A 21,139-nucleotide genomic window follows, 5' to 3' on the forward strand; every position below is an offset into this window, starting at 1 on the left:
TGATAAGCCCGTTACTAACGTAACGGGCTTTTTTACGTCTGCAATTTATAGTATAGAGTTTGTTATTGGCCAAAACATGACAGTAGTTTGTCGAATATGCCCATGTGTGAGTAGGTCATTTCTAGGCGCCTAATTACTCGAAAGAGTCGCGAAACAGCTCGTTATTATCTAGCGGGCTTTTTTACGTCTGCAATTTATAGTGTAGAGTTTGTTATTGGCCAAAACATGACAGCAGTTTGTCGAATATGCCCATGCGTCCCCTTCGGGGATAAAAGAGTAGGTCATTTCCAGGGGCCTGATGGACTTGCAATAGTCGCGAAACAGCCGGTTATCATATAGCGGTTTTTTTTGTTCAAAATTTGAGGGTATGGTGATTGATAGCATCCATCATAATGCAAACGATATACCCATGCGTCACCTTCGGGGATAATCAAGAGTAGGTCATTTCCAGACGCCTAATTGACTCGAAAGAATAGTGATAAGCCCGTTACTAACGTAACGGTTTTTTTTACGTCTATAATTTGTGGCCAAATTGGTAGAATCAGTCGAGCGAGGCTTGATAAAATAAGCTGGATTTTTACGTAAGCAATTAGCACTGTATCAGTTAATTTCGACTGATGTATCTCAGAGTATGTAGCGGCATTAATCGATACAACGTTTTAGATTGTGATCTTTTTTAGCGGTAATCATGCTAATTTGTTAGCTATTCCCTGCTACAATAACAATATATTTCTGAATACGATGCCTTTCTATCTATGCCTATTTTGCTTACTTCATTAAACACATTTGGCCTTAATCAGTATTGCGACTCTTTAGTTGAAGTGACTAGCAAAGAGGAGTTAATAAAGATAAGTTTTGAGTTGTATCAACAACAAAAGAACATGCTTATTCTCGGAGGAGGCAGTAACGTCGTATTTACTGACAATTTTCAGGGAACTGTGGTTAAAGTGAGTACCAAGGGCATTACGATTATTGAAGATGATGATTTTTATTATCTCACGGTTCAAGCCGGTGAAAATTGGCATCAATTAGTTAAATATTGCTTAACTAAACATATTTATGGTTTAGAAAATATGGCTCTGATCCCTGGAACTGTAGGCGCAGCGCCAATACAAAATATCGGTGCTTATGGTGTTGAGTTTAATCGTTATTGTCACAAGATTGAATTTTTACAACTCGATACTGGTAACTTGGTACATTATAATAACGAACAATGTCACTTTGGTTATCGTGAATCCATTTTTAAACAACAACTTATGAACTTAGTCGTTATTACTGAGGTGACCCTAAAATTGGCTAAAAAGTGGGTGCCGGTGATAAGTTATGGACCTCTTCAACACTTAGACGCTATAGATGTATCGGCGCAACAAATATTTGATTGTGTTTGTATGGTTCGTCAATCTAAGCTGCCTGATCCTAAAATATTGGGTAATGTAGGAAGTTTCTTTAAGAACCCAGTTGTATCAATAGATGACTATGACTCACTTAAAAGTCGTTATGGATCCTTAGTGGGTTATCGACAGGTTGATAACCATTACAAACTTGCTGCAGGTTGGCTAATTGAACATGCTGGCTTGAAGGGCGTTAATATCGGTGGTGCAGCAGTCCATCAAGATCAAGCTTTGGTTTTAGTTAACCTAGGTTATGCAACTGGTAATGAAGTATGCCAATTAGCGAAACATATTATTCAGATGGTTTTTGATAAATTTGCGGTTACATTACAACCTGAGCCTAGGATTATTGGCTCTGTTGGGGAGATTGAAATAAAATGAATGAGCATTGGTCACGTAAACGCCAAATTTTAGCGTGTTTACATCATGAACGTTTTGTTTCTGGTGAGGTAATTGCGCAATCTTTATCGCTTACTCGCGCGGCAATTAATCAGCATATAGATGCATTAAAAGATTATGGTATCGAAATTTATAGTGTGAAAGGAAGAGGCTACAAATTAGCAAATCCAGTGTCGTTGGTAAATGAGTCTCATCTTGTTAATGGAATTGATGGCCGTTGTTTTTATTTTGATGAAACGACCAGTACTAATGCTTTTATGCTTGGACATGCCTCTGAATTAAAATCAGGAGATATTTGCATTGCTGAATATCAATCCGCTGGTCGAGGTCGAAGAGGGCGTCAGTGGTTGTCTCCTTATGCTCATCATATTTATGCTTCAATGTTTTGGCGTTTAAATAATGATATTAGTCATGCCAGTGGTTTAAGTTTAGTTGTTGGTTGTTCCATTGTTAAATCTCTAGCTGACTTTGGGGTTGAGGGGTTAGGGCTGAAATGGCCAAATGATATCTACCTTGATCATAAAAAATTGGCTGGAATTTTAGTTGAGGTTTGTAATTCATCCGCTAATAAAACAGAATTAGTCATTGGTTTTGGTATCAATATGAGTATGTCTGTAGAGCAGGGGGAGCTAATAGACCAGCCATGGAACGATCTATCTAGTTTGGTGAATATGCCAGATAAAACGGAGCTATTAATTAAATTACATCAAACCCTTAAGAGTGATTTACAGCTGTTTGAGCTGAAAGGGTTGGGTGCATTCTTAGAACGTTGGAATGAATTTGATTTATTTATTGGCCGTGAAGTATCACTGCTAATGGCACCTAATTCAGTTAACGGTACTTGTCGAGGTATTGATGAGCAAGGGGCTTTATTGCTTGAAAACGAGCAAGGGCTTACACGTTATCTTGGCGGTGAAATTAGCCTTAGAGCAGTAATGTAGATGCCAGAAATGAGCCTAGGAATAGGCTCATATGTTATTATTTTCTAAGTAAAACTCGGTCCATTAAATGGTTGGGACCTTTTTGCAAAATGAGGTGGGCCCGCTCTCGTGTTGGTTGAATGTTTAATGATAAATTTGGGCCATTAATGGTATCCCAAATATTAGCAGCAATCACATTCGCCTCATCATCGGTTAAAGATGAATAGTGATGAAAAAATGAGTTTGGATCACTAAATGCACCAGTTCTAAATTGCAAAAACCGCTGTTTATACCAATCTTTTAACAACGACTCATCAGCATCGACGTAAATTGAAAAATCAACAAAATCTGATACAAATGGCCTTCTTGTGTCTATTGGGGTATCTAAACCCGTTTGCAGCACATTTAGCCCTTCTAAAATTAAAATATCAGGCTGACGGATGGCTTGATGCTCGTCGTGACATCTATCGTATGTAACATGTGAATAAAGCGGTGCAAGAATCTCTTTCTGTCCCGCTTTAACTGCCGAAATGAATTCTACCAACATTTTCATGTCGTAACTTTCAGGAAAACCTTTACGTTGGAGTAACCCTTTACGTTTAAGGTCTGCCAAGGGATATAAAAAACCATCTGTGGTGACTAAATCAACTTTAGGATGCTCAGGCCAACGTTGCAATAACGTTTGTAATATACGCGCTGTGGTACTCTTACCAACGGCGACACTTCCTGCGATACTAATGATATAAGGACCAGGGGAAGCTTTTTGCTCCAGAAACTTATCAAGAACAAGTCCACGCTGTTGTTTTGAGCCGACAAATAAATTCAGTAAACGGCTGAGAGGAAGGTAAATGTCAGTGACTTCGTCTAAAGACAGCTTTTCATTCATACCACGCAGGTTTTCTAATTCAGCCTGACTCAATGTGAGCGGCACTGATTTACGTAATTCAGCCCAATGCTCGCGCTGAAAAGCAAAGTAGAGTGCATCTTGTATTGAGTTAATTGGATTCATAACCATTCCTCTAGGTTGGTCAGGCACATTACACTATCGAATAAATGGCGACAATAGTTTGCTCCTCATTTGTCTTCATCGCCCATTACATTTGCCTATAAATCACACTTTCTAAGTGAAACGAGTGTAAAAAAACGTCATTTGAAACTTTTTTTTGGTTTTTTATCATTTTCCTATTGCACTCCGAGGCACATTTACCTAATATCCGAACCCGAAATGACACGCCGGCATAGCTCAGTTGGTAGAGCAACTGACTTGTAATCAGTAGGTCCCGAGTTCGACTCTTGGTGCCGGCACCATTTTTCTGGAGGGGTTCCCGAGTGGCCAAAGGGATCAGACTGTAAATCTGACGGCTCAGCCTTCGAAGGTTCGAATCCTTCTCCCTCCACCACTTTCTAGGTAGTTAGGTAGCCTAAAATAGGTTGCGCGGATGTCGTATAATGGTATTACTCCAGCCTTCCAAGCTGATAACGCGGGTTCGATTCCCGCCATCCGCTCCAAATTTGTTCGCTGATATGGCTCAGTTGGTAGAGCGCACCCTTGATGAGGGTGAGGTCGGCAGTACGAATCTGCCTATCAACATCCCATGTCATGAATAAACTTCCTAACCCTAAACAATCGATTCGATGTCATTTTTATGCATCGGATTTTTACTATATGTGTTTTCATCACCAAGATAATTGGACTGAGGCAATACCATGGCAAAAGCTAAATTTGAACGTAAAAAGCCCCATGTAAACGTGGGCACCATCGGTCACGTTGACCATGGTAAAACAACTTTAACAGCAGCAATCTCTGCCGTTTTGTCTAAAACTTATGGTGGTGAAGTTAAAAACTTCGCTCAAATCGATAACGCTCCAGAAGAGCGTGAGCGCGGTATTACAATTAATACTTCTCACATCGAATATGACACACCAATTCGTCACTACGCACACGTAGATTGTCCAGGTCACGCGGATTATGTTAAAAACATGATTACCGGTGCTGCACAGATGGACGGCGCAATCTTAGTAGTTGCTGCTACAGACGGCCCAATGCCACAGACACGTGAGCACATCTTGCTTTCACGTCAAGTAGGCGTACCTTTCATCATCGTATTCATGAACAAATGTGACATGGTAGATGACGAAGAATTACTAGAATTAGTAGAAATGGAAGTGCGTGAGCTTCTTTCAGAATACGACTTCCCAGGTGATGATTTACCAGTAATTCAAGGTTCAGCTCTTAAGGCACTAGAAGGCCAGCCAGAGTGGGAAGCAAAAATTCTTGAGCTTGCAGAAGCCCTAGATACTTATATTCCAGAACCAGCTCGTGACATCGATAAGCCATTCCTACTACCAATCGAAGACGTATTCTCGATTTCAGGTCGTGGTACAGTGGTAACAGGTCGTGTTGAACGTGGTATCGTTCGCGTATCAGACGAAGTTGAAATTGTTGGTGTTCGTCCAACAACTAAAACAACGTGTACTGGTGTAGAAATGTTCCGCAAGCTACTTGACGAAGGTCGTGCTGGCGAAAACTGTGGTGTGTTATTACGTGGTACTAAGCGTGATGACGTAGAACGTGGTCAAGTACTAGCTAAGCCTGGTTCAATTAACCCACACACAACTTTCGAATCAGAAGTTTACGTGTTGTCAAAAGAAGAAGGCGGACGTCATACTCCATTCTTCAAAGGCTACCGTCCACAGTTCTTCTTCCGTACAACAGACGTAACAGGCACAATTGAGTTACCAGAAGGCGTAGAAATGGTTATGCCTGGTGATAACATCAAGATGGTCGTTACTCTGATTTACCCAATCGCGATGGACGACGGTTTACGTTTCGCTATCCGTGAAGGTGGCCGTACAGTTGGTGCAGGTGTTGTAGCTAAAATTATCGCGTAATAGCGAGTTTAGTGAACACTAAAAAAGGAAGCTTAGGCTTCCTTTTTTATTTTTAGGGTGAGGTTAGTAACAAAAATCGATTTTTGATTGATTTATTGCTCTTACTTTACCTGTATTGTTGCGAATAAAGCTGAATAAGAATACAATCTATGGCCGATTTTTGACCCTGTGCTTATGCATTTTCTGGGAAAGTTCGGAAATGCGGATTTGGTAAATATGTTGTTTACCAAGCTAAGCCCAGGTCGTAGTGAGTAACGGAATTAACCGATGACAACAAATACTGAAAACCAGAGTAATTCTTTGGATATCGTTAAGTGGGGCATAGCTGCATTGCTAATTGCTACTGCTGTTATAGGCAATCAATTTTATGCAGACGCTAATGTTGTAGCTCGTGTTGCTGGGGTAATTATTGCCTTCGCTATTGCAGGCATCATTGCACTGCAGACAAGCAAGGGTAAGCAGGCACAATCTTTTGCTAGAGAAGCCCATATTGAAGTGCGTAAAGTCGTTTGGCCAACTCGCCAAGAGGCGCTAAACACTACCTTTATAGTACTTGCAGCTACTGCAGTAATGGCATTAATCCTTTGGGGATTAGATGCTATATTGTTACGAGTAGTCAATTTAATTACTGGCGTATAGGCATCTGAAAATGACTGAAGTTACAGAAGCGAAAAAAAGATGGTATGTGATCCAAGCCTTTTCGGGCTATGAAGGCCGTGTACTTAAAACACTGCTTGAACATATCAAAATGCACAATATGGAAGAATACTTCGGTGAGATTTTAGTTCCTACCGAAGAAGTTGTTGAAATGCGTGCAGGTCAACGTCGTAAGAGTGAGCGTAAGTTTTTCCCTGGTTATGTATTAGTCCAGATGGAAATGAACGACGATAGCTGGCACTTAGTCAAAAGTATTCCACGTGTAATGGGCTTTATTGGTGGTACATCAGATCGCCCTGCACCGATTTCTGACAAGGAAGCTGACGCTATTCTTCAACGTCTTCAAGACACTGTTGAATCACCAACTCATCGTATTATGTACGAGCCAGGTGAAGTTGTCCGTGTTTGTGACGGTCCATTTGCTGACTTTAACGGTACTATTGAAGAAGTCGATTATGAAAAGAACCGTATTAAAGTTTCGGTGATGATTTTCGGTCGTTCAACACCAGTAGAATTAGATTTTAATCAAGTTGAAAAAAGCTGATTAAAATAACTACAAAATAAACATTGTTTGCGGGTGCGTATTTTTATATAATTCGCACCCGTTGTTTTCAGGGGAGCGTATTGGCATGTCGCCAACATGCGTTTGAACCCAAATTGAGGAAATGTCGACATGGCAAAGAAAATTGAAGCTTATATTAAGCTACAAGTAGCAGCTGGCGCTGCAAACCCGTCTCCACCAGTTGGACCTGCTTTAGGTCAAAAAGGTGTGAACATCATGGAATTCTGTAAAGCATTCAACGCTCGTACTGAAAAGTTCGAAAAAGGTATGCCAATTCCTGTTGTTATCACTGTATATAATGACCGTTCTTTCACTTTTGAAACTAAGACTCCACCTGCATCTTTCTTACTGCTTAAAGCAGTTGGTCTGAAATCAGGTTCTGGCCGTCCTAATACTCAAAAAGTAGGTACTATCAAGCGTAGCGCAGTTCAGGAAATTGCTGAAACTAAAGCTGCTGATATGACTGGTGCTGATATTGAAGCGATGACTCGCTCAATTGAAGGTACTGCACGTTCAATGGGTTTGGTAGTAGAGGATTAATATAATGGCAAAGCTAACTAAGCGTGCTCGCGTTATCCGCGAAAAAGTTGATGCAACAAAATTGTATGACATCAACGAAGCCGTAGTACTTTTACAAGAATTAGCGACTGCTAAATTTGTTGAGAGTGTTGACGTAGCTGTTAATCTAGGTATCGATCCTCGTAAATCAGATCAAAACGTGCGTGGTGCTACTGTACTTCCACATGGTACTGGTCGTGATGTTCGTGTTGCTGTATTCACACAAGGTGCAAACGCTGAAGCTGCTATCGCTGCTGGCGCTGAACTAGTGGGTATGGAAGATTTAGCTGAAAAAGTTAAAGCTGGCGAAATGAACTTTGACGTTGTTATCGCATCTCCAGATGCAATGCGCGTTGTTGGTATGTTAGGTCAAATCTTAGGCCCACGTGGTTTAATGCCTAACCCTAAAACTGGTACAGTAACGCCAAACGTTGCTGAAGCAGTTAAGAATGCCAAAGCGGGTCAAGTTCGTTACAGAAACGACAAAAACGGTATTATTCATACAACTATCGGTAAAGTAACTTTTACAACTGAGCAGTTGAGAGAAAACTTAGAATCGTTAGTGTCAGCACTGAAAAAGGCTAAGCCTGCAGTTGCTAAAGGCATTTACGTGAAAAAGATTAGCATCTCTACCACTATGGGTGCAGGTGTTGCTATCGACCAGAGTTCTCTGGAAGAAGCGAAGTAATATACAAAGCGCGCGTATTAGTCTATAATGCGCGCACTTTGTGGGTTGAAGCCGCTTTTATGCATTAGTTTTTAAATTTTTGCATATTAGAGTCGGTTTCCGTCCAAGACCGCAGGTGTTAATCGTAAGATTAACTTAATTTCCAGCGTAGACGGTGTCAGGCCCCAGCTAAATTTTTTTACTGGAAAATCTGCACCGTAAGTAATTAAACACATAAGTGTTTAATTTGGTAAATACTAGGGAAAATTCCCTAGGTAGAATCCAGGAGTAAAGCCAATGGCATTAAGACTCGAAGACAAACAGGCAATTGTTGCTGAAGTCAACGAAGCTGCCAAAGGTGCACTTTCTGCAGTTGTTGCCGATTCACGTGGCGTAACTGTAGGTGCTATGACCGGTCTGCGTAAAGCTGCTCGCGAAAATGGTGTGTTTGTACGTGTAGTACGTAACACCCTTGCTCGTCGTGCAGTTCAAGGTACAGCTTTTGAGTGCCTAGCAGAAACGTTCACTGGCCCAACTTTAATAGCTTTCTCTAACGAGCATCCAGGTGCTGCAGCGCGTCTTTTAAAAGACTTCGCTAAGGGTCAAGCAAAATTTGAAGTTAAAGGTGCAGCTTTCGAAGGGATGTTTATCCCTGCAGCTGATATTGATCGTTTAGCGAAACTACCAACATACGAAGAAGCACTAGCTCAGTTGATGATGACTATGAAAGAAGCATCTGCTGGCAAGTTCGTTCGTACATTGGCCGCCCTTCGCGATCAAAAACAAGACGCCGCTTAATTTTAGGCTGGCAGCTTAATAAAATTGAATTCAGAACAATAGGAAATATTTCTAATGTCTATCACTAAAGACCAAATGTTAGAAGCTTTTGCAGCAATGTCTGTAATGGAAGTAGTTGAACTAATCGAAGCTATGGAAGAGAAATTCGGCGTTTCTGCTGCTGCTGCAGTAGTTTCAGGCGGCGGCGATGCTGTTGTTGCTGAAGAGCAAACAGAATTTGACGTAGTACTTACTTCATTCGGCGAAAACAAAGTAGCTGTTATTAAAGCTCTTCGTAGCGCTACAGGTTTAGGCCTGAAAGAAGCTAAGACTATGGCTGAATCTTCTCCAATCGCAGTTAAAGAAGCTGTGTCTAAAGAAGAAGCTGCAACTCTTAAAGCTGATCTAGAAGCCGCTGGTGCTTCTGTTGAAGTTAAGTAAGCTATAATTTAGCTTGCATCACCCAAGTGATTGGGTGAAGGCTGACGGTTTTTTAACCGTTGGCCTTTTTTGCGCTTTATGCGCAGGCGATTTTTTTCACCTTTTGTCGCCAGTTTTAACAGTCCCTAGCAGAGATTACTGGTTAGGTTCTTGTCAACAAGGGTGATAGGCAAACGTGCTGATTTAATTAATATTAATTTCAGTCTTGGTCACATCTCGTAAGCAGAGGAAACCCATGGTTTACTCCTATTCTGAAAAGAAGCGTATTCGCAAAGACTTTGGTAAGCGTCCAAAAGTTTTGGACATCCCTTATTTATTGTCTATCCAGTTAGACTCTTTTAAGAAGTTCACCGATCATGACCCTACGGGTGAGCGTGGCTTAGAAGCCGCATTCCGTAGCGTTTTTCCTATCAAGAGCTTTTCTGGCTATTCTGAGCTGCAATATGTCAGCTACAAGCTAGGTGAGCCAGTTTTTGATGTGAAAGAATGTCAGATCCGCGGTGTAACTTATTCGGCACCACTACGCGTTAAATTACGCATGGTGTTGTTTGACCGTGAAGCTGCTGCTGGCACTGTTAAAGACATTAAAGAGCAAGAAGTCTACATGGGTGATATTCCTATGATGACGAATAACGGTACTTTCGTTATTAACGGTACTGAGCGTGTAATCGTGTCTCAGTTACACCGTTCTCCAGGTGTGTTCTTTGATCATGACCGTGGTAAAACCCACTCTTCTGGTAAGGTGCTGTATAACGCACGTATTATTCCTTACCGTGGTTCATGGCTTGACTTTGAATTTGATCCTAAAGATGCTCTATTCGTTCGTATCGACCGTCGTCGTAAATTACCGGCAACGATCATTTTACGTGCGCTTGAATATTCTACTCAAGATATCCTCGATTTATTCTTCGAGCGTATTGAGTTTAAGATTAAAAAAGAATCATTAGTCATGGCACTTGTGCCTGACCGCCTACGTGGTGAAACTGCTGGCTATGACATTAAAGATGCTGAAGGCGCTTTATTGGTTGAAGCTGGTCGTCGCATTACTGCACGTCACATTAAGCAACTTGAAAAAACCAACACTACTGAACTAGAAGTGCCAGTAGATTATATTGTTGGTAAGTATGCTGCTCAAGACTACATCGATGAAGATACCGGTGAAGTGTTAGTGACTGCAAACAGCGAGATTACCTTAGAAGATTTAGCTAAGCTATCACTTGCTGGTATTAAGAATATTGATACATTATTTATCAATGATCTTGATCACGGTGCTTACATTGCTGACACATTACGAATTGATTCAACAACTAACCGCTTAGAAGCGCTAGTTGAAATCTATCGTATGATGCGTCCTGGTGAGCCACCAACCAAAGATGCAGCTGAAGGTTTATTTCAAAACCTATTCTTTAGTGAAGAACGTTATGACTTATCTAAAGTAGGTCGTATGAAGTTCAACCGTCGTCTTGAGATTGCTGAAGACGAAGGTAACGGTGTGTTGTCTAAAGAAGACATCGTATCTGTTATGAAGAAAATCATCGAAATCCGTAACGGTTATGATGAAGTCGACGATATTGACCACTTAGGTAACCGTCGTATTCGTAGCGTTGGTGAAATGGCTGAAAACCAGTTCCGTGTTGGTTTAGTCCGTGTTGAGCGTGCTGTTCGTGAACGTCTATCTTTAGGCGATTTAAACGAGCTTATGCCACAAGACTTAATTAACGCTAAGCCAATTTCTGCGGCAGTGAAAGAATTCTTTGGTTCTTCACAGTTGTCACAGTTTATGGATCAAAACAACCCGCTATCAGAAGTAACGCATAAGCGTCGTATTTCTGCGCTTGGCCCAGGTGGTTTGACTCGTGAGCGTGCTGGTTTCGAAGTTCGTGACGTACATCCAACTCACTACGGTCGTTTATGTCCAATTGAGACCCCTGAAGGTCCAAACATTGGTCTAATCAACTCGTTAGCAAGTTTTGCGCGTACTAACTCTTACGGCTTCTTAGAAACACCTTACCGCAAAGTGGTTGATGGTGTGATTACTGATGATGTTGAATACTTATCAGCAATCGAAGAAGGTCGTTACGTTATTGCTCAGGCTAACATTGAAGTTGATGCTGATGGCCGTATGGCAGAAGAACAAATTGCTTGTCGTCACAAAGGTGAATCTACCTTTATGCGCGCAGCTGATGTTCAGTATATGGACGTATCTCCACAACAGATTATTTCTGTTGCAGCATCATTAATTCCGTTCTTAGAACACGATGATGCTAACCGCGCATTGATGGGTGCAAACATGCAACGTCAAGCAGTACCAACTTTACGTGCTGATAAGCCGTTAGTCGGAACGGGTATTGAACGTACTCTTGCTGTTGACTCTGGTGTGGTTGTAGCTGCTAAACGTGGCGGTGTGGTTGATTATGTTGATGCTAGCCGTATCGTAGTTAAAGTAAATGAAGATGAGCTACACGCAGGTGAAGCCGGTATCGACATTTATAACCTAACTAAATATACCCGTTCAAACCAAAACACTTGTATTAACCAACGTCCTTGTTGTTCTGTTGGTGAGCCTGTGGTTCGTGGTGACGTATTGGCTGATGGTCCATCTACCGATTTAGGTGATTTGGCTCTTGGTCAGAACATGCGTATCGCGTTCATGCCTTGGAACGGTTATAACTTCGAAGATTCGATCTTAATTTCTGAGCGCGTAGCGCAAGAAGACCGTTTCACTACTATCCATATCCAAGAGCTTTCTTGTATTGCTCGTGATACTAAATTGGGTAGCGAAGAAATCACTGCTGATATTCCAAACGTAGGTGAGTCTGCTTTATCTAAACTAGATGAATCAGGTATCGTTTATATTGGTGCAGAAGTGAAGGGTGGCGACATTCTAGTGGGTAAAGTGACACCTAAGGGTGAAACACAGTTAACCCCTGAAGAGAAACTACTCCGAGCTATTTTTGGTGAAAAAGCTTCTGACGTTAAGGACAGCTCATTACGTGTTCCTAACTCAGTTAAAGGCACCATCATCGACGTACAGGTATTTACCCGTGACGGCGTTGAGAAAGACAAACGTGCGCTTGAAATTGAAGACATGCATGTTCGCCAAGCTCGTAAAGACTTAGGCGAAGAGTTCAAGATCCTTGAAGAAGGCGTATTGGGCCGTGCACGTAACTTGTTACTGTCTGTGGGTTATTCTGAAGCTAAGTTAGCTGAGATACCACGTAAAGACGTATTGATTCAAGTTATCGACGATGAAACCAAACAAACTGAATTAGAGCAGTTAGCTGAACAGCACGAAGAGCTAAAAGCTGACTTTGATAAGACATTTGAAATCAAGCGTCGTAAGATCACCCAAGGTGATGACTTGGCTCCTGGTGTATTGAAGATTGTTAAGGTTTACCTTGCAGTTAAACGTACTATCCAGCCTGGTGACAAGATGGCAGGTCGTCATGGTAACAAAGGTGTTATCTCGAAGATTTGTCCTGTTGAAGACATGCCATACGATGAAGAAGGTAACCCTGTAGACATCGTACTTAACCCATTGGGCGTACCATCGCGTATGAACATCGGTCAGGTACTTGAAGTCCACATGGGCGCAGCAGCTAAGGGTATCGGTAATAAGATTACTGCTATGCTTGAAGAGCAGCGTGAAATTGCCGAACTTCGTGGTTACATCAAGCAAGTGTACGAATTAGGTGATGACGTGCTTCAGCGCGTTGATATCGATTCGTTTACTGATGATGAAGTTGTGCGCTTGGCTACCAACCTTAAAGGTGGTATTCCAATTGCTACACCAGCATTCGACGGTGCTAAAGAGAAAGAGATCAAGCAAATGCTTGCTCTTGCAGGCTTACCTGAGTCTGGTCAGTTGACATTATGTGACGGCCGTACCGGTAACGAATTTGAGCGTAAAGTAACCGTTGGTTACATGTATATGCTTAAATTGAACCACTTAGTTGATGACAAGATGCATGCTCGTTCTACGGGTTCATACAGCTTAGTGACTCAACAACCATTGGGCGGTAAAGCTCAATTCGGTGGTCAGCGTTTCGGTGAGATGGAAGTGTGGGCACTTGAAGCATATGGTGCTGCTTATACTCTACAAGAAATGCTAACAGTTAAGTCAGATGACGTTAACGGTCGTACTCAGATGTATAAAAACATCGTCGACGGTAACCATCAGATGCAACCAGGCATGCCTGAGTCTTTCAACGTATTGTTGAAGGAAATTCGTTCACTTGGTATTAATATCGAGTTGGACCAAGAGTAAGCATCGCACTTAAGCAATGTTTGGTAACCAAGGGTGCTTTGCAGCAGCAAAGCACCTGGTTTAACTCCTTCAGGAGAGAAACGTGAAAGACTTATTAAAGTTTCTTAAACAGCAAAGTAAGACTGAAGAATTTAACGGTATAAAAATTGGTTTGGCCTCGCCAGACCTAATCCGTTCTTGGTCTTTTGGTGAAGTAAAGAAGCCAGAAACCATTAACTACCGTACATTCAAGCCTGAACGTGAAGGTTTGTTCTGTGCGCGTATCTTTGGTCCAGTTAAAGATTACGAATGTTTGTGTGGTAAATACAAGCGTTTGAAGCATCGTGGTGTTATTTGTGAAAAGTGTGGCGTAGAAGTTACCCAGACTAAAGTGCGTCGTGAGCGCATGGGTCACATTGATCTGGCTAGCCCAGTTGCCCACATTTGGTTCTTAAAATCACTTCCGTCACGTATCGGCTTAATGCTAGATATGACGTTACGTGATATTGAACGCGTACTGTATTTCGAATCATTTGTTGTGATCGAGCCTGGCATGACCACGCTTGAACGCGGCCAAATGCTAACCGAAGAAACGTATCTTGATGCGTTAGAAGAATACGGTGACGAGTTTGAAGCTAAGATGGGTGCTGAAGCAGTTCTTGAATTGCTACGTGCTATCAACTTAGCTGAACAGATCGAGCAAATGCGTGAAGAATTGCCTTCAATTAACTCTGAAACCCGTCGCAAGAAGGTCACTAAGCGCCTTAAGCTGATGGAAGCATTCTTCACATCTGGCAACAAGCCAGAGTGGATGATCTTAAAAGTATTACCGGTTCTTCCACCTGATCTACGTCCATTAGTGCCGTTAGATGGTGGTCGTTTCGCGACATCTGATCTTAACGATCTTTATCGTCGTGTGATTAACCGTAACAACCGCTTAAAGCGTCTGTTAGATTTAGCTGCGCCTGACATTATCGTACGTAACGAAAAACGTATGTTACAAGAGTCAGTTGATGCGCTATTAGACAACGGTCGTCGCGGTCGTGCTATTACCGGTTCTAACAAGCGTCCGCTTAAATCTCTTGCTGATATGATCAAGGGTAAGCAAGGTCGTTTCCGTCAGAACTTACTTGGTAAGCGTGTTGACTATTCAGGCCGTTCGGTAATTACCGTAGGTCCTACTTTACGTCTGCATCAGTGTGGTCTTCCTAAGAAGATGGCGCTTGAGCTATTCAAACCATTCATTTACGGTAAATTAGAAGCGCGTGGTTTAGCGACTACGATTAAAGCTGCTAAGAAAATGGTTGAACGCGAACAGGCTGAAGTATGGGATGTGTTAGACGAAGTAATTCGTGAACATCCAGTAATGCTTAACCGTGCACCAACACTTCACAGACTGGGTATTCAAGCATTTGAACCTGTACTGATTGAAGGTAAAGCAATTCAATTGCATCCGTTAGTTTGTGCGGCATACAACGCCGACTTCGACGGTGACCAAATGGCGGTTCACGTACCATTAACGCTTGAAGCTCAGTTAGAAGCTCGTGCGCTAATGATGTCTACCAACAACATTTTGTCACCAGCTAACGGTGAGCCAGTAATTACTCCGTCTCAGGACGTTGTATTAGGCTTGTACTACACCAGCCGTGAATGTATTAACGGTCGCGGTGAAGGTATGGCATTCGCTGATGTGTCAGAAGTAGAAAAAGCTTACGCTACTGGTGTTGCTGAACTACATGCTCGCGTTAAAGTGCGTATTACTGAAACGAACATCGCAGAAGATGGCGAAAGAACGAAAGCAACTCGTATCATTGATACGACTGTGGGTCGTGCTCTTTTATCATTAATTTTGCCTGAAGGCTTATCGTATGATTTGGTTAACCAAAACATGGGTAAGAAACAGATTTCTAAGCTGTTGAACACTTGTTATCGTCAACTAGGTCTTAAAGATACCGTTATCTTTGCTGACCAATTGATGTATACAGGTTTCCGTTTTGCAACCATTTCTGGTGCCTCTGTTGGTATCGATGACATGGTTATTCCAGACGAGAAATACACCTTAGTAGCAGACGCTGAAGCTGAAGTACTTGAAATTCAAGAGCAGTTCCAGTCAGGTCTTGTTACTGCCGGTGAGCGTTACAACAAAGTTATCGATATCTGGGCAAGCGCGAACGAAAAAGTTTCAAAAGCGATGATGGAAAACCTGTCAACTGAGACAGTGATTAACCGTGATGGCGTACCTGAGCAACAAGCTTCGTTTAACAGCATCTATATGATGGCTGACTCGGGCGCTCGTGGTAGTGCTGCACAGATCCGTCAGTTAGCGGGTATGCGTGGTTTGATGGCTAAGCCAGATGGCTCAATCATCGAAACCCCAATTACGGCTAACTTCCGTGAAGGTCTAAACGTACTTCAGTACTTTATTTCTACTCACGGTGCGCGTAAAGGTCTTGCCGATACAGCATTGAAGACAGCTAACTCGGGTTATCTAACTCGTCGTTTAGTAGACGTTGCACAAGACTTAGTGGTTATCGAAGATGACTGTGGTGTTGAGCATGGTCTTACAATGAAACCGCTTATTGAAGGTGGTGATGTTGTTGAGCCATTACGTGAACGTGTTCTAGGTCGTGTGGTTGCTCTTGACGTAATGAAGCCTGGTACTGATGAAGTGCTTGCTCCACGCAACACACTTCTTGATGAAGCATGGTGTAATACGTTAGAAGAACACAGTATTGATGAAGTGATTGTACGTTCTGTAATTACCTGTGACACAGACTTCGGTGTGTGTGCAGCGTGTTATGGTCGTGACTTGGCGCGTGGTCATATTATTAACCACGGTGAAGCTATTGGTGTTGTTGCAGCACAGTCTATCGGTGAGCCTGGTACACAGTTAACCATGCGTACCTTCCACATTGGTGGTGCGGCATCTCGAGCTTCTGCAGAAAACAACGTTCAAGTTAAGAACGCCGGTTCTCTGAAGTTACACAATGCTAAGCATGTCTCTAACATCGACGGTAAGCTCGTTATCGTATCGCGTTCTTCTGAGTTAGCCATCATCGATGAGCTAGGTCGTGAGAAAGAGCGTTATAAAGTGCCTTACGGTACAGTTTTAGAGAAGTTGGAAGAGAGTGAAGTTGCAGCTGGCGAAATCATCGCTAACTGGGATCCACATACTCACCCAATTATTTCTGAAGTTGCAGGTAGTGTGAAGTTCGTTGACATGATTGACGGTGTCACTATGACGCGTCAAACAGATGAGTTAACGGGTCTATCTTCTGTCGTTGTGCTCGATGTTGGTGCGCGTACTTCAGCCGGTAAAGAATTGCGTCCAGCAATTCGCTTAGTTGATGCAGATGGTAATGACTTAATGATCCCTGGTACTGAAGTACCAGCTCAATACTTCTTACCGGGTAACGCGATTGTATCGAAAGATGATAACGCAAAAATCAACGTTGGTGACCCATTAGCACGTATTCCACAAGAATCGTCTAAAACTCGCGACATCACCGGTGGTCTACCACGTGTTGCTGACTTATTCGAAGCGCGTAAACCAAAAGAGCCTGCAATTCTTGCAGAAATCTCTGGTACTATCTCGTTCGGTAAGGAAACTAAGGGTAAACGTCGTCTAGTGATCACTCCTGCAGATGGTAGTGAACATTATGAAGAGATGATCCCTAAGTGGCGTAACTTGAACGTGTTCGAAGGTGAAAAAGTCGAACGTGGTGAAGTTATTGCAGACGGTCCAGAAGCGGCTCATGACATCTTGCGTCTTCGTGGTATCCACAACGTAGCAAACTACATTGTGAACGAAGTACAGGACGTTTACCGTCTACAGGGCGTTAAGATCAACGATAAGCACATCGAAGTTATCATTCGTCAAATGTTACGTAAGTGTCTAATCACTTCAACAGGCGACACTGAGTTCTTAGAAGGTGAGCAAGCAGAAGTATCACGCGTGAAGATTGCTAACCGTGAGCTAATCGCTCAAGGTAAAACACCTGCAACGTTTGAACGTGAATTACTCGGTATTACCAAAGCTTCTTTGGCAACTGAATCATTCATCTCTGCTGCATCGTTCCAGGAAACCACTCGTGTGTTAACTGAAGCGGCCGTTGGCGGTAAGAGCGATCCATTACGTGGTTTGAAAGAAAACGTAATCGTAGGTCGTTTGATCCCAGCAGGTACAGGTTATGCTTATCACAAAACCCGTAACGAAGAACGTGCTAAAGTATTAAGCTCTCGTGGCAAAGTGGAAACTACTACAGTAACCGCAAGCGAAGCTGAAAAGAACCTAGCAGATCTACTAAATCTGGCCGGTAGCCAAGATTAAGTTAGTATTTTGTTAAAAAAAGGCGCCAATGGCGCCTTTTTTATTGGAATTTGCACGAAAAGTTGTCTATTTCTTGACAGGCAGCCATTACCTTTCTAAAATTCCGCGTCCCACCATTGTGGGATATAGATTTTTCACACCTAATTGTTGAGCTTAAATCAACTTTCGGAGCTATACATGGCAACTGTTAACCAGTTGGTACGTAAGCCACGCTCGCCAAAAGTCGAAAAGACTAATGTGCCTGCGTTGAATGCGTGTCCACAAAAACGTGGTGTTTGTACTCGTGTGTACACTACAACACCTAAAAAACCTAACTCTGCACTACGTAAAGTAGCTCGTGTGCGTCTAACTAACGGTTTCGAAGTAACTTCGTATATCGGTGGTGAAGGCCATAACTTGCAAGAGCACAGTGTAATCCTAATCCGTGGTGGTCGTGTTAAAGACTTACCCGGTGTGCGTTACCACACTGTTCGTGGCGCATTAGACTGTGCTGGCGTGACTTCACGTCGCCAAGGCCGTTCTAAGTACGGTGCTAAGCGTCCTAAGTCTTAACGTATCCCGTTTAAGTAAGGCCAAGCTAGTATTTATTTGACATTCCAGTTTTGGAAATACCTGAAGCATACGGAGAATTAATATGCCAAGACGTCGCGTTGTAGGACAACGTAAAATCCTACCAGATCCAAAGTTTCACAGTGAGTTGTTGGCTAAGTTCATCAACGTCATTATGCAGGACGGCAAAAAGTCGACTGCAGAAAAAATTATCTACAAGGCACTAGATGTTGTCGCTGAAAAGAAAAGCGAAAATCATTTAAGTATCCTTGAAGCAGCCCTTGATAACGTTCGCCCATCAGTCGAAGTTAAATCTCGTCGTGTTGGTGGTTCTACTTATCAAGTACCATGTGAAGTTCGTCCAGTGCGTCGTAACGCACTAGCGATGCGCTGGTTAGTTGAAGCTGCTCGCAAGCGTGGTGAAAAATCTATGGCTCTACGTCTAGCAGGTGAAATGCTAGATGCGTCTGAAAACAAAGGTACTGCGGTTAAGAAGCGTGAAGACGTGCATCGCATGGCTGAAGCTAACAAAGCCTTTGCCCATTACCGTTGGTAATATGATGGAGCGGACTTCGGTCCGCTCCATATTGTTGATATTGCTAAAGCCAAAAGCTTTAGTTGAGAGGGTATAAATAGTGGCTCGTACAACCCCAATTGAGCGTTATCGTAATATCGGTATTGTAGCTCATGTGGATGCAGGTAAAACTACCACAACAGAACGTGTTCTGTTCTATACCGGTATGTCTCATAAAATCGGTGAGGTGCATGACGGCGCCGCCACGACAGATTGGATGGTACAAGAGCAAGAGCGTGGTATTACTATCACCTCAGCTGCTGTAACCACATTTTGGCGCGGAATGGAGGCTCAATTCGCTGAACACCGAATTAATATCATCGATACCCCAGGTCACGTAGACTTCACTATTGAAGTCGAGCGTTCATTACGCGTACTCGATGGCGCTGTAGTAGTATTTTGCGGCTCGTCAGGCGTTGAACCACAATCTGAAACAGTATGGCGTCAAGCTGACAAATACCACGTTCCGCGTTTGGTGTTTGTTAATAAGATGGACCGTGCAGGTGCAGATTTTGACCGTGTAATAAATCAAATTCGTAACCGCCTTGGCGCGACTTGTGTGCCGATTCAATTGAACATTGGTACAGAAGAAAACTTCAAGGGTGTTATTGATTTAATTAAGATGAAAGCCATTAACTGGTCTGAAACAGATCAGGGTATGACCTTCACTTATGAAGACATTCCTGCAAATCTAGCGGCAAAAGCTGCAGAAATGCATGAGTATCTCGTGGAAGCAGCAGCTGAAGCCTCAGATGAACTGATGAACAAATACCTTGAAGAAGGTGAGTTGTCAGAAGTCGAGATCAAAACAGCGTTGCGTCAGCGCACAATTAACAATGAGATCGTGTTAGCCACTTGCGGTTCTGCATTTAAGAACAAAGGTGTGCAAGCGGTACTCGATGCGGTAGTTGACTTCTTACCCGCGCCTATTGATGTTCCTGCAATTACAGGTATCGATGAAAGCGAAAATGAAGTAAAACGCCCACCAGATGACAATGCCCCTTTTGCGGCTTTAGCATTTAAAATTGCGACTGATCCATTTGTTGGTACACTGACCTTTATCCGCGTGTATTCAGGTGTACTTGAATCAGGTGCTGGTGTTTATAATTCTGTTAAGCAGAAACGTGAACGAGTAGGTCGAATTGTGCAAATGCACGCAAATGACCGAACAGAACTGAAAGAAGTACGTGCTGGCGATATTGCAGCTGCTATCGGTCTTAAAGATGTAACAACCGGTGATACTCTTTGCGATAATAATCACAGAGTGATTCTTGAGCGCATGGATTTCCCTGAACCCGTAATTACCATAGCCGTTGAGCCACGTTCAAAAGCAGACCAAGATAAAATGGGAATTGCGCTGCAAAAATTAGCAGCAGAAGATCCATCATTCAAAGTTGAGACTGATGAAGAGTCGGCACAAACACTAATATCTGGTATGGGCGAATTGCATCTAGACATTATCGTTGACCGTATGCGTCGCGAATTTGGTGTAGAGTGTAACGTAGGTAAACCTCAGGTTGCTTACCGTGAAACAATTCGTTCTAAAGTAGAAGTGGAAGGTAAATTCGTACGTCAATCTGGCGGACGTGGCCAATTTGGTCATGTTTGGTTAAGAATTGAACCACTCGAAGAGGGTGCGGGCTACGAATTTGTTAACGAGATTGTAGGTGGTGTAGTTCCTCGTGAATTCATTCCTGCCGTTGACAAAGGTATTCAAGAACAGATGAAGAATGGCGTATTAGCCGGCTATCCTGTACTTGATGTGAGAGTCAGTTTGTTTGATGGTTCATATCATGATGTGGACTCGAACGAAATGGCGTTCAAAATTGCAGGTTCTATGGGCTTCAAAAAGGGTGCGCTAGAAGCGACCCCTGTGTTGCTCGAACCTTGTATGAAAGTAGAAGTAACTACACCTGAAGATTATATGGGCGATGTTGTGGGTGATTTAAACCGCCGTCGTGGCATAATTGAAGGTATGGACGATGGCATCGCAGGTGTTAAACTTGTCCATGCAGTAGTGCCTCTATCTGAAATGTTTGGTTATGCGACTGATTTGCGCTCTGCATCTCAGGGTCGTGCCTCATACTCTATGGAGTTTTTGAAGTACGCAGATGCACCGCAAAACATTGCAAAAGCGATTATAGAATCTCGTAACTAATATTGGTTACGGCATCAA

Annotated in this window: 15 protein-coding genes and 4 tRNA genes; 18 read left to right on the forward strand and 1 reads right to left on the reverse strand. The window is 42.7% G+C overall.

Features of this window, described 5'->3' with window-relative positions; all coding sequences use genetic code 11:
* Positions 1–755 precede the first annotated feature (755 nt).
* The gene (gene murB / locus CXF88_RS00005) at positions 756–1,772 is read left to right on the forward strand and encodes a UDP-N-acetylmuramate dehydrogenase (RefSeq protein WP_101084796.1); all 1,017 of its coding nucleotides are present in this window, start codon (positions 756–758) and stop codon (positions 1,770–1,772) included.
* Positions 1,769–2,731, forward strand: coding sequence for a bifunctional biotin--[acetyl-CoA-carboxylase] ligase/biotin operon repressor BirA (birA, locus tag CXF88_RS00010; protein WP_101084797.1), 963 nt, complete (start codon positions 1,769–1,771; stop codon positions 2,729–2,731). The genes murB and birA overlap by 4 nt, the downstream gene beginning before the upstream one ends.
* Before the next feature lie 37 nt (positions 2,732–2,768).
* Here the strand turns inward: birA and coaA are convergent, their stop codons facing one another.
* Positions 2,769–3,719 carry a type I pantothenate kinase gene (coaA, locus tag CXF88_RS00015; protein ID WP_101084798.1) on the reverse strand — a complete coding sequence of 317 codons (951 nt, stop codon included), beginning with the start codon at positions 3,717–3,719 and terminating at the stop codon, positions 2,769–2,771.
* Between the two features lie 223 nt (positions 3,720–3,942).
* Between coaA and CXF88_RS00020 the strand changes: the two genes are divergently transcribed.
* The 16 genes from CXF88_RS00020 to fusA all read left to right on the forward strand — a co-directional run bounded on the left by CXF88_RS00020 (position 3,943) and on the right by fusA (position 21,121).
* A tRNA-Thr gene (locus CXF88_RS00020) sits at positions 3,943–4,018 on the forward strand.
* 7 nt (positions 4,019–4,025) lie between these two features.
* A tRNA-Tyr gene (locus CXF88_RS00025) sits at positions 4,026–4,110 on the forward strand.
* 35 nt (positions 4,111–4,145) lie between these two features.
* Positions 4,146–4,219: transfer RNA gene (locus CXF88_RS00030), tRNA-Gly, on the forward strand.
* Between the two features lie 9 nt (positions 4,220–4,228).
* A tRNA-Ile gene (locus CXF88_RS00035) sits at positions 4,229–4,301 on the forward strand.
* A 116-nt stretch (positions 4,302–4,417) separates the two neighbouring features.
* Positions 4,418–5,602 (forward strand): elongation factor Tu, encoded by a 1,185-nt coding sequence (gene tuf / locus CXF88_RS00040; protein ID WP_101084799.1) that lies wholly within the window; start codon positions 4,418–4,420, stop codon positions 5,600–5,602.
* Positions 5,603–5,869: 267 nt separating this feature from the next.
* A complete protein-coding gene (secE, locus tag CXF88_RS00045) occupies positions 5,870–6,241 on the forward strand; it encodes a preprotein translocase subunit SecE (RefSeq protein ID WP_011635627.1) in 372 nt (123 codons plus the stop codon).
* A 10-nt stretch (positions 6,242–6,251) separates the two neighbouring features.
* A complete protein-coding gene (gene nusG / locus CXF88_RS00050) occupies positions 6,252–6,803 on the forward strand; it encodes a transcription termination/antitermination protein NusG (protein ID WP_011635628.1) in 552 nt (183 codons plus the stop codon).
* Between the two features lie 129 nt (positions 6,804–6,932).
* Positions 6,933–7,361 carry a 50S ribosomal protein L11 gene (rplK, locus tag CXF88_RS00055; protein WP_011635629.1) on the forward strand — a complete coding sequence of 143 codons (429 nt, stop codon included), beginning with the start codon at positions 6,933–6,935 and terminating at the stop codon, positions 7,359–7,361.
* 4 nt (positions 7,362–7,365) lie between these two features.
* Complete coding sequence (gene rplA, locus CXF88_RS00060) at positions 7,366–8,067, forward strand: 50S ribosomal protein L1 (protein WP_059746618.1); 702 nt, start codon at positions 7,366–7,368, stop codon at positions 8,065–8,067.
* 276 nt (positions 8,068–8,343) lie between these two features.
* Positions 8,344–8,844: a 50S ribosomal protein L10 gene (gene rplJ, locus CXF88_RS00065; RefSeq protein WP_011635631.1), complete on the forward strand. Its 501-nt coding sequence runs from the start codon at positions 8,344–8,346 to the stop codon at positions 8,842–8,844.
* 54 nt (positions 8,845–8,898) lie between these two features.
* The gene (gene rplL / locus CXF88_RS00070) at positions 8,899–9,264 is read left to right on the forward strand and encodes a 50S ribosomal protein L7/L12 (protein WP_101084800.1); all 366 of its coding nucleotides are present in this window, start codon (positions 8,899–8,901) and stop codon (positions 9,262–9,264) included.
* 235 nt (positions 9,265–9,499) lie between these two features.
* Positions 9,500–13,531, forward strand: coding sequence for a DNA-directed RNA polymerase subunit beta (rpoB, locus tag CXF88_RS00075; RefSeq protein ID WP_101084801.1), 4,032 nt, complete (start codon positions 9,500–9,502; stop codon positions 13,529–13,531).
* 82 nt (positions 13,532–13,613) lie between these two features.
* Complete coding sequence (rpoC, locus tag CXF88_RS00080) at positions 13,614–17,840, forward strand: DNA-directed RNA polymerase subunit beta' (RefSeq protein WP_101084802.1); 4,227 nt, start codon at positions 13,614–13,616, stop codon at positions 17,838–17,840.
* 177 nt (positions 17,841–18,017) lie between these two features.
* Positions 18,018–18,392, forward strand: a complete 375-nt coding sequence (gene rpsL / locus CXF88_RS00085) for a 30S ribosomal protein S12 (RefSeq protein ID WP_059746616.1) — start codon at positions 18,018–18,020, stop codon at positions 18,390–18,392.
* A gap of 82 nt (positions 18,393–18,474) precedes the next feature.
* Positions 18,475–18,945, forward strand: a complete 471-nt coding sequence (gene rpsG / locus CXF88_RS00090; RefSeq protein ID WP_011635636.1) for a 30S ribosomal protein S7 — start codon at positions 18,475–18,477, stop codon at positions 18,943–18,945.
* 79 nt (positions 18,946–19,024) lie between these two features.
* Positions 19,025–21,121, forward strand: a complete 2,097-nt coding sequence (gene fusA, locus CXF88_RS00095) for an elongation factor G (protein WP_101084803.1) — start codon at positions 19,025–19,027, stop codon at positions 21,119–21,121.
* Positions 21,122–21,139: the final 18 nt, after the last annotated feature.

The organism is Shewanella sp. ALD9 (genome assembly GCF_002836315.1).
Taxonomy (GTDB): domain Bacteria; phylum Pseudomonadota; class Gammaproteobacteria; order Enterobacterales; family Shewanellaceae; genus Shewanella.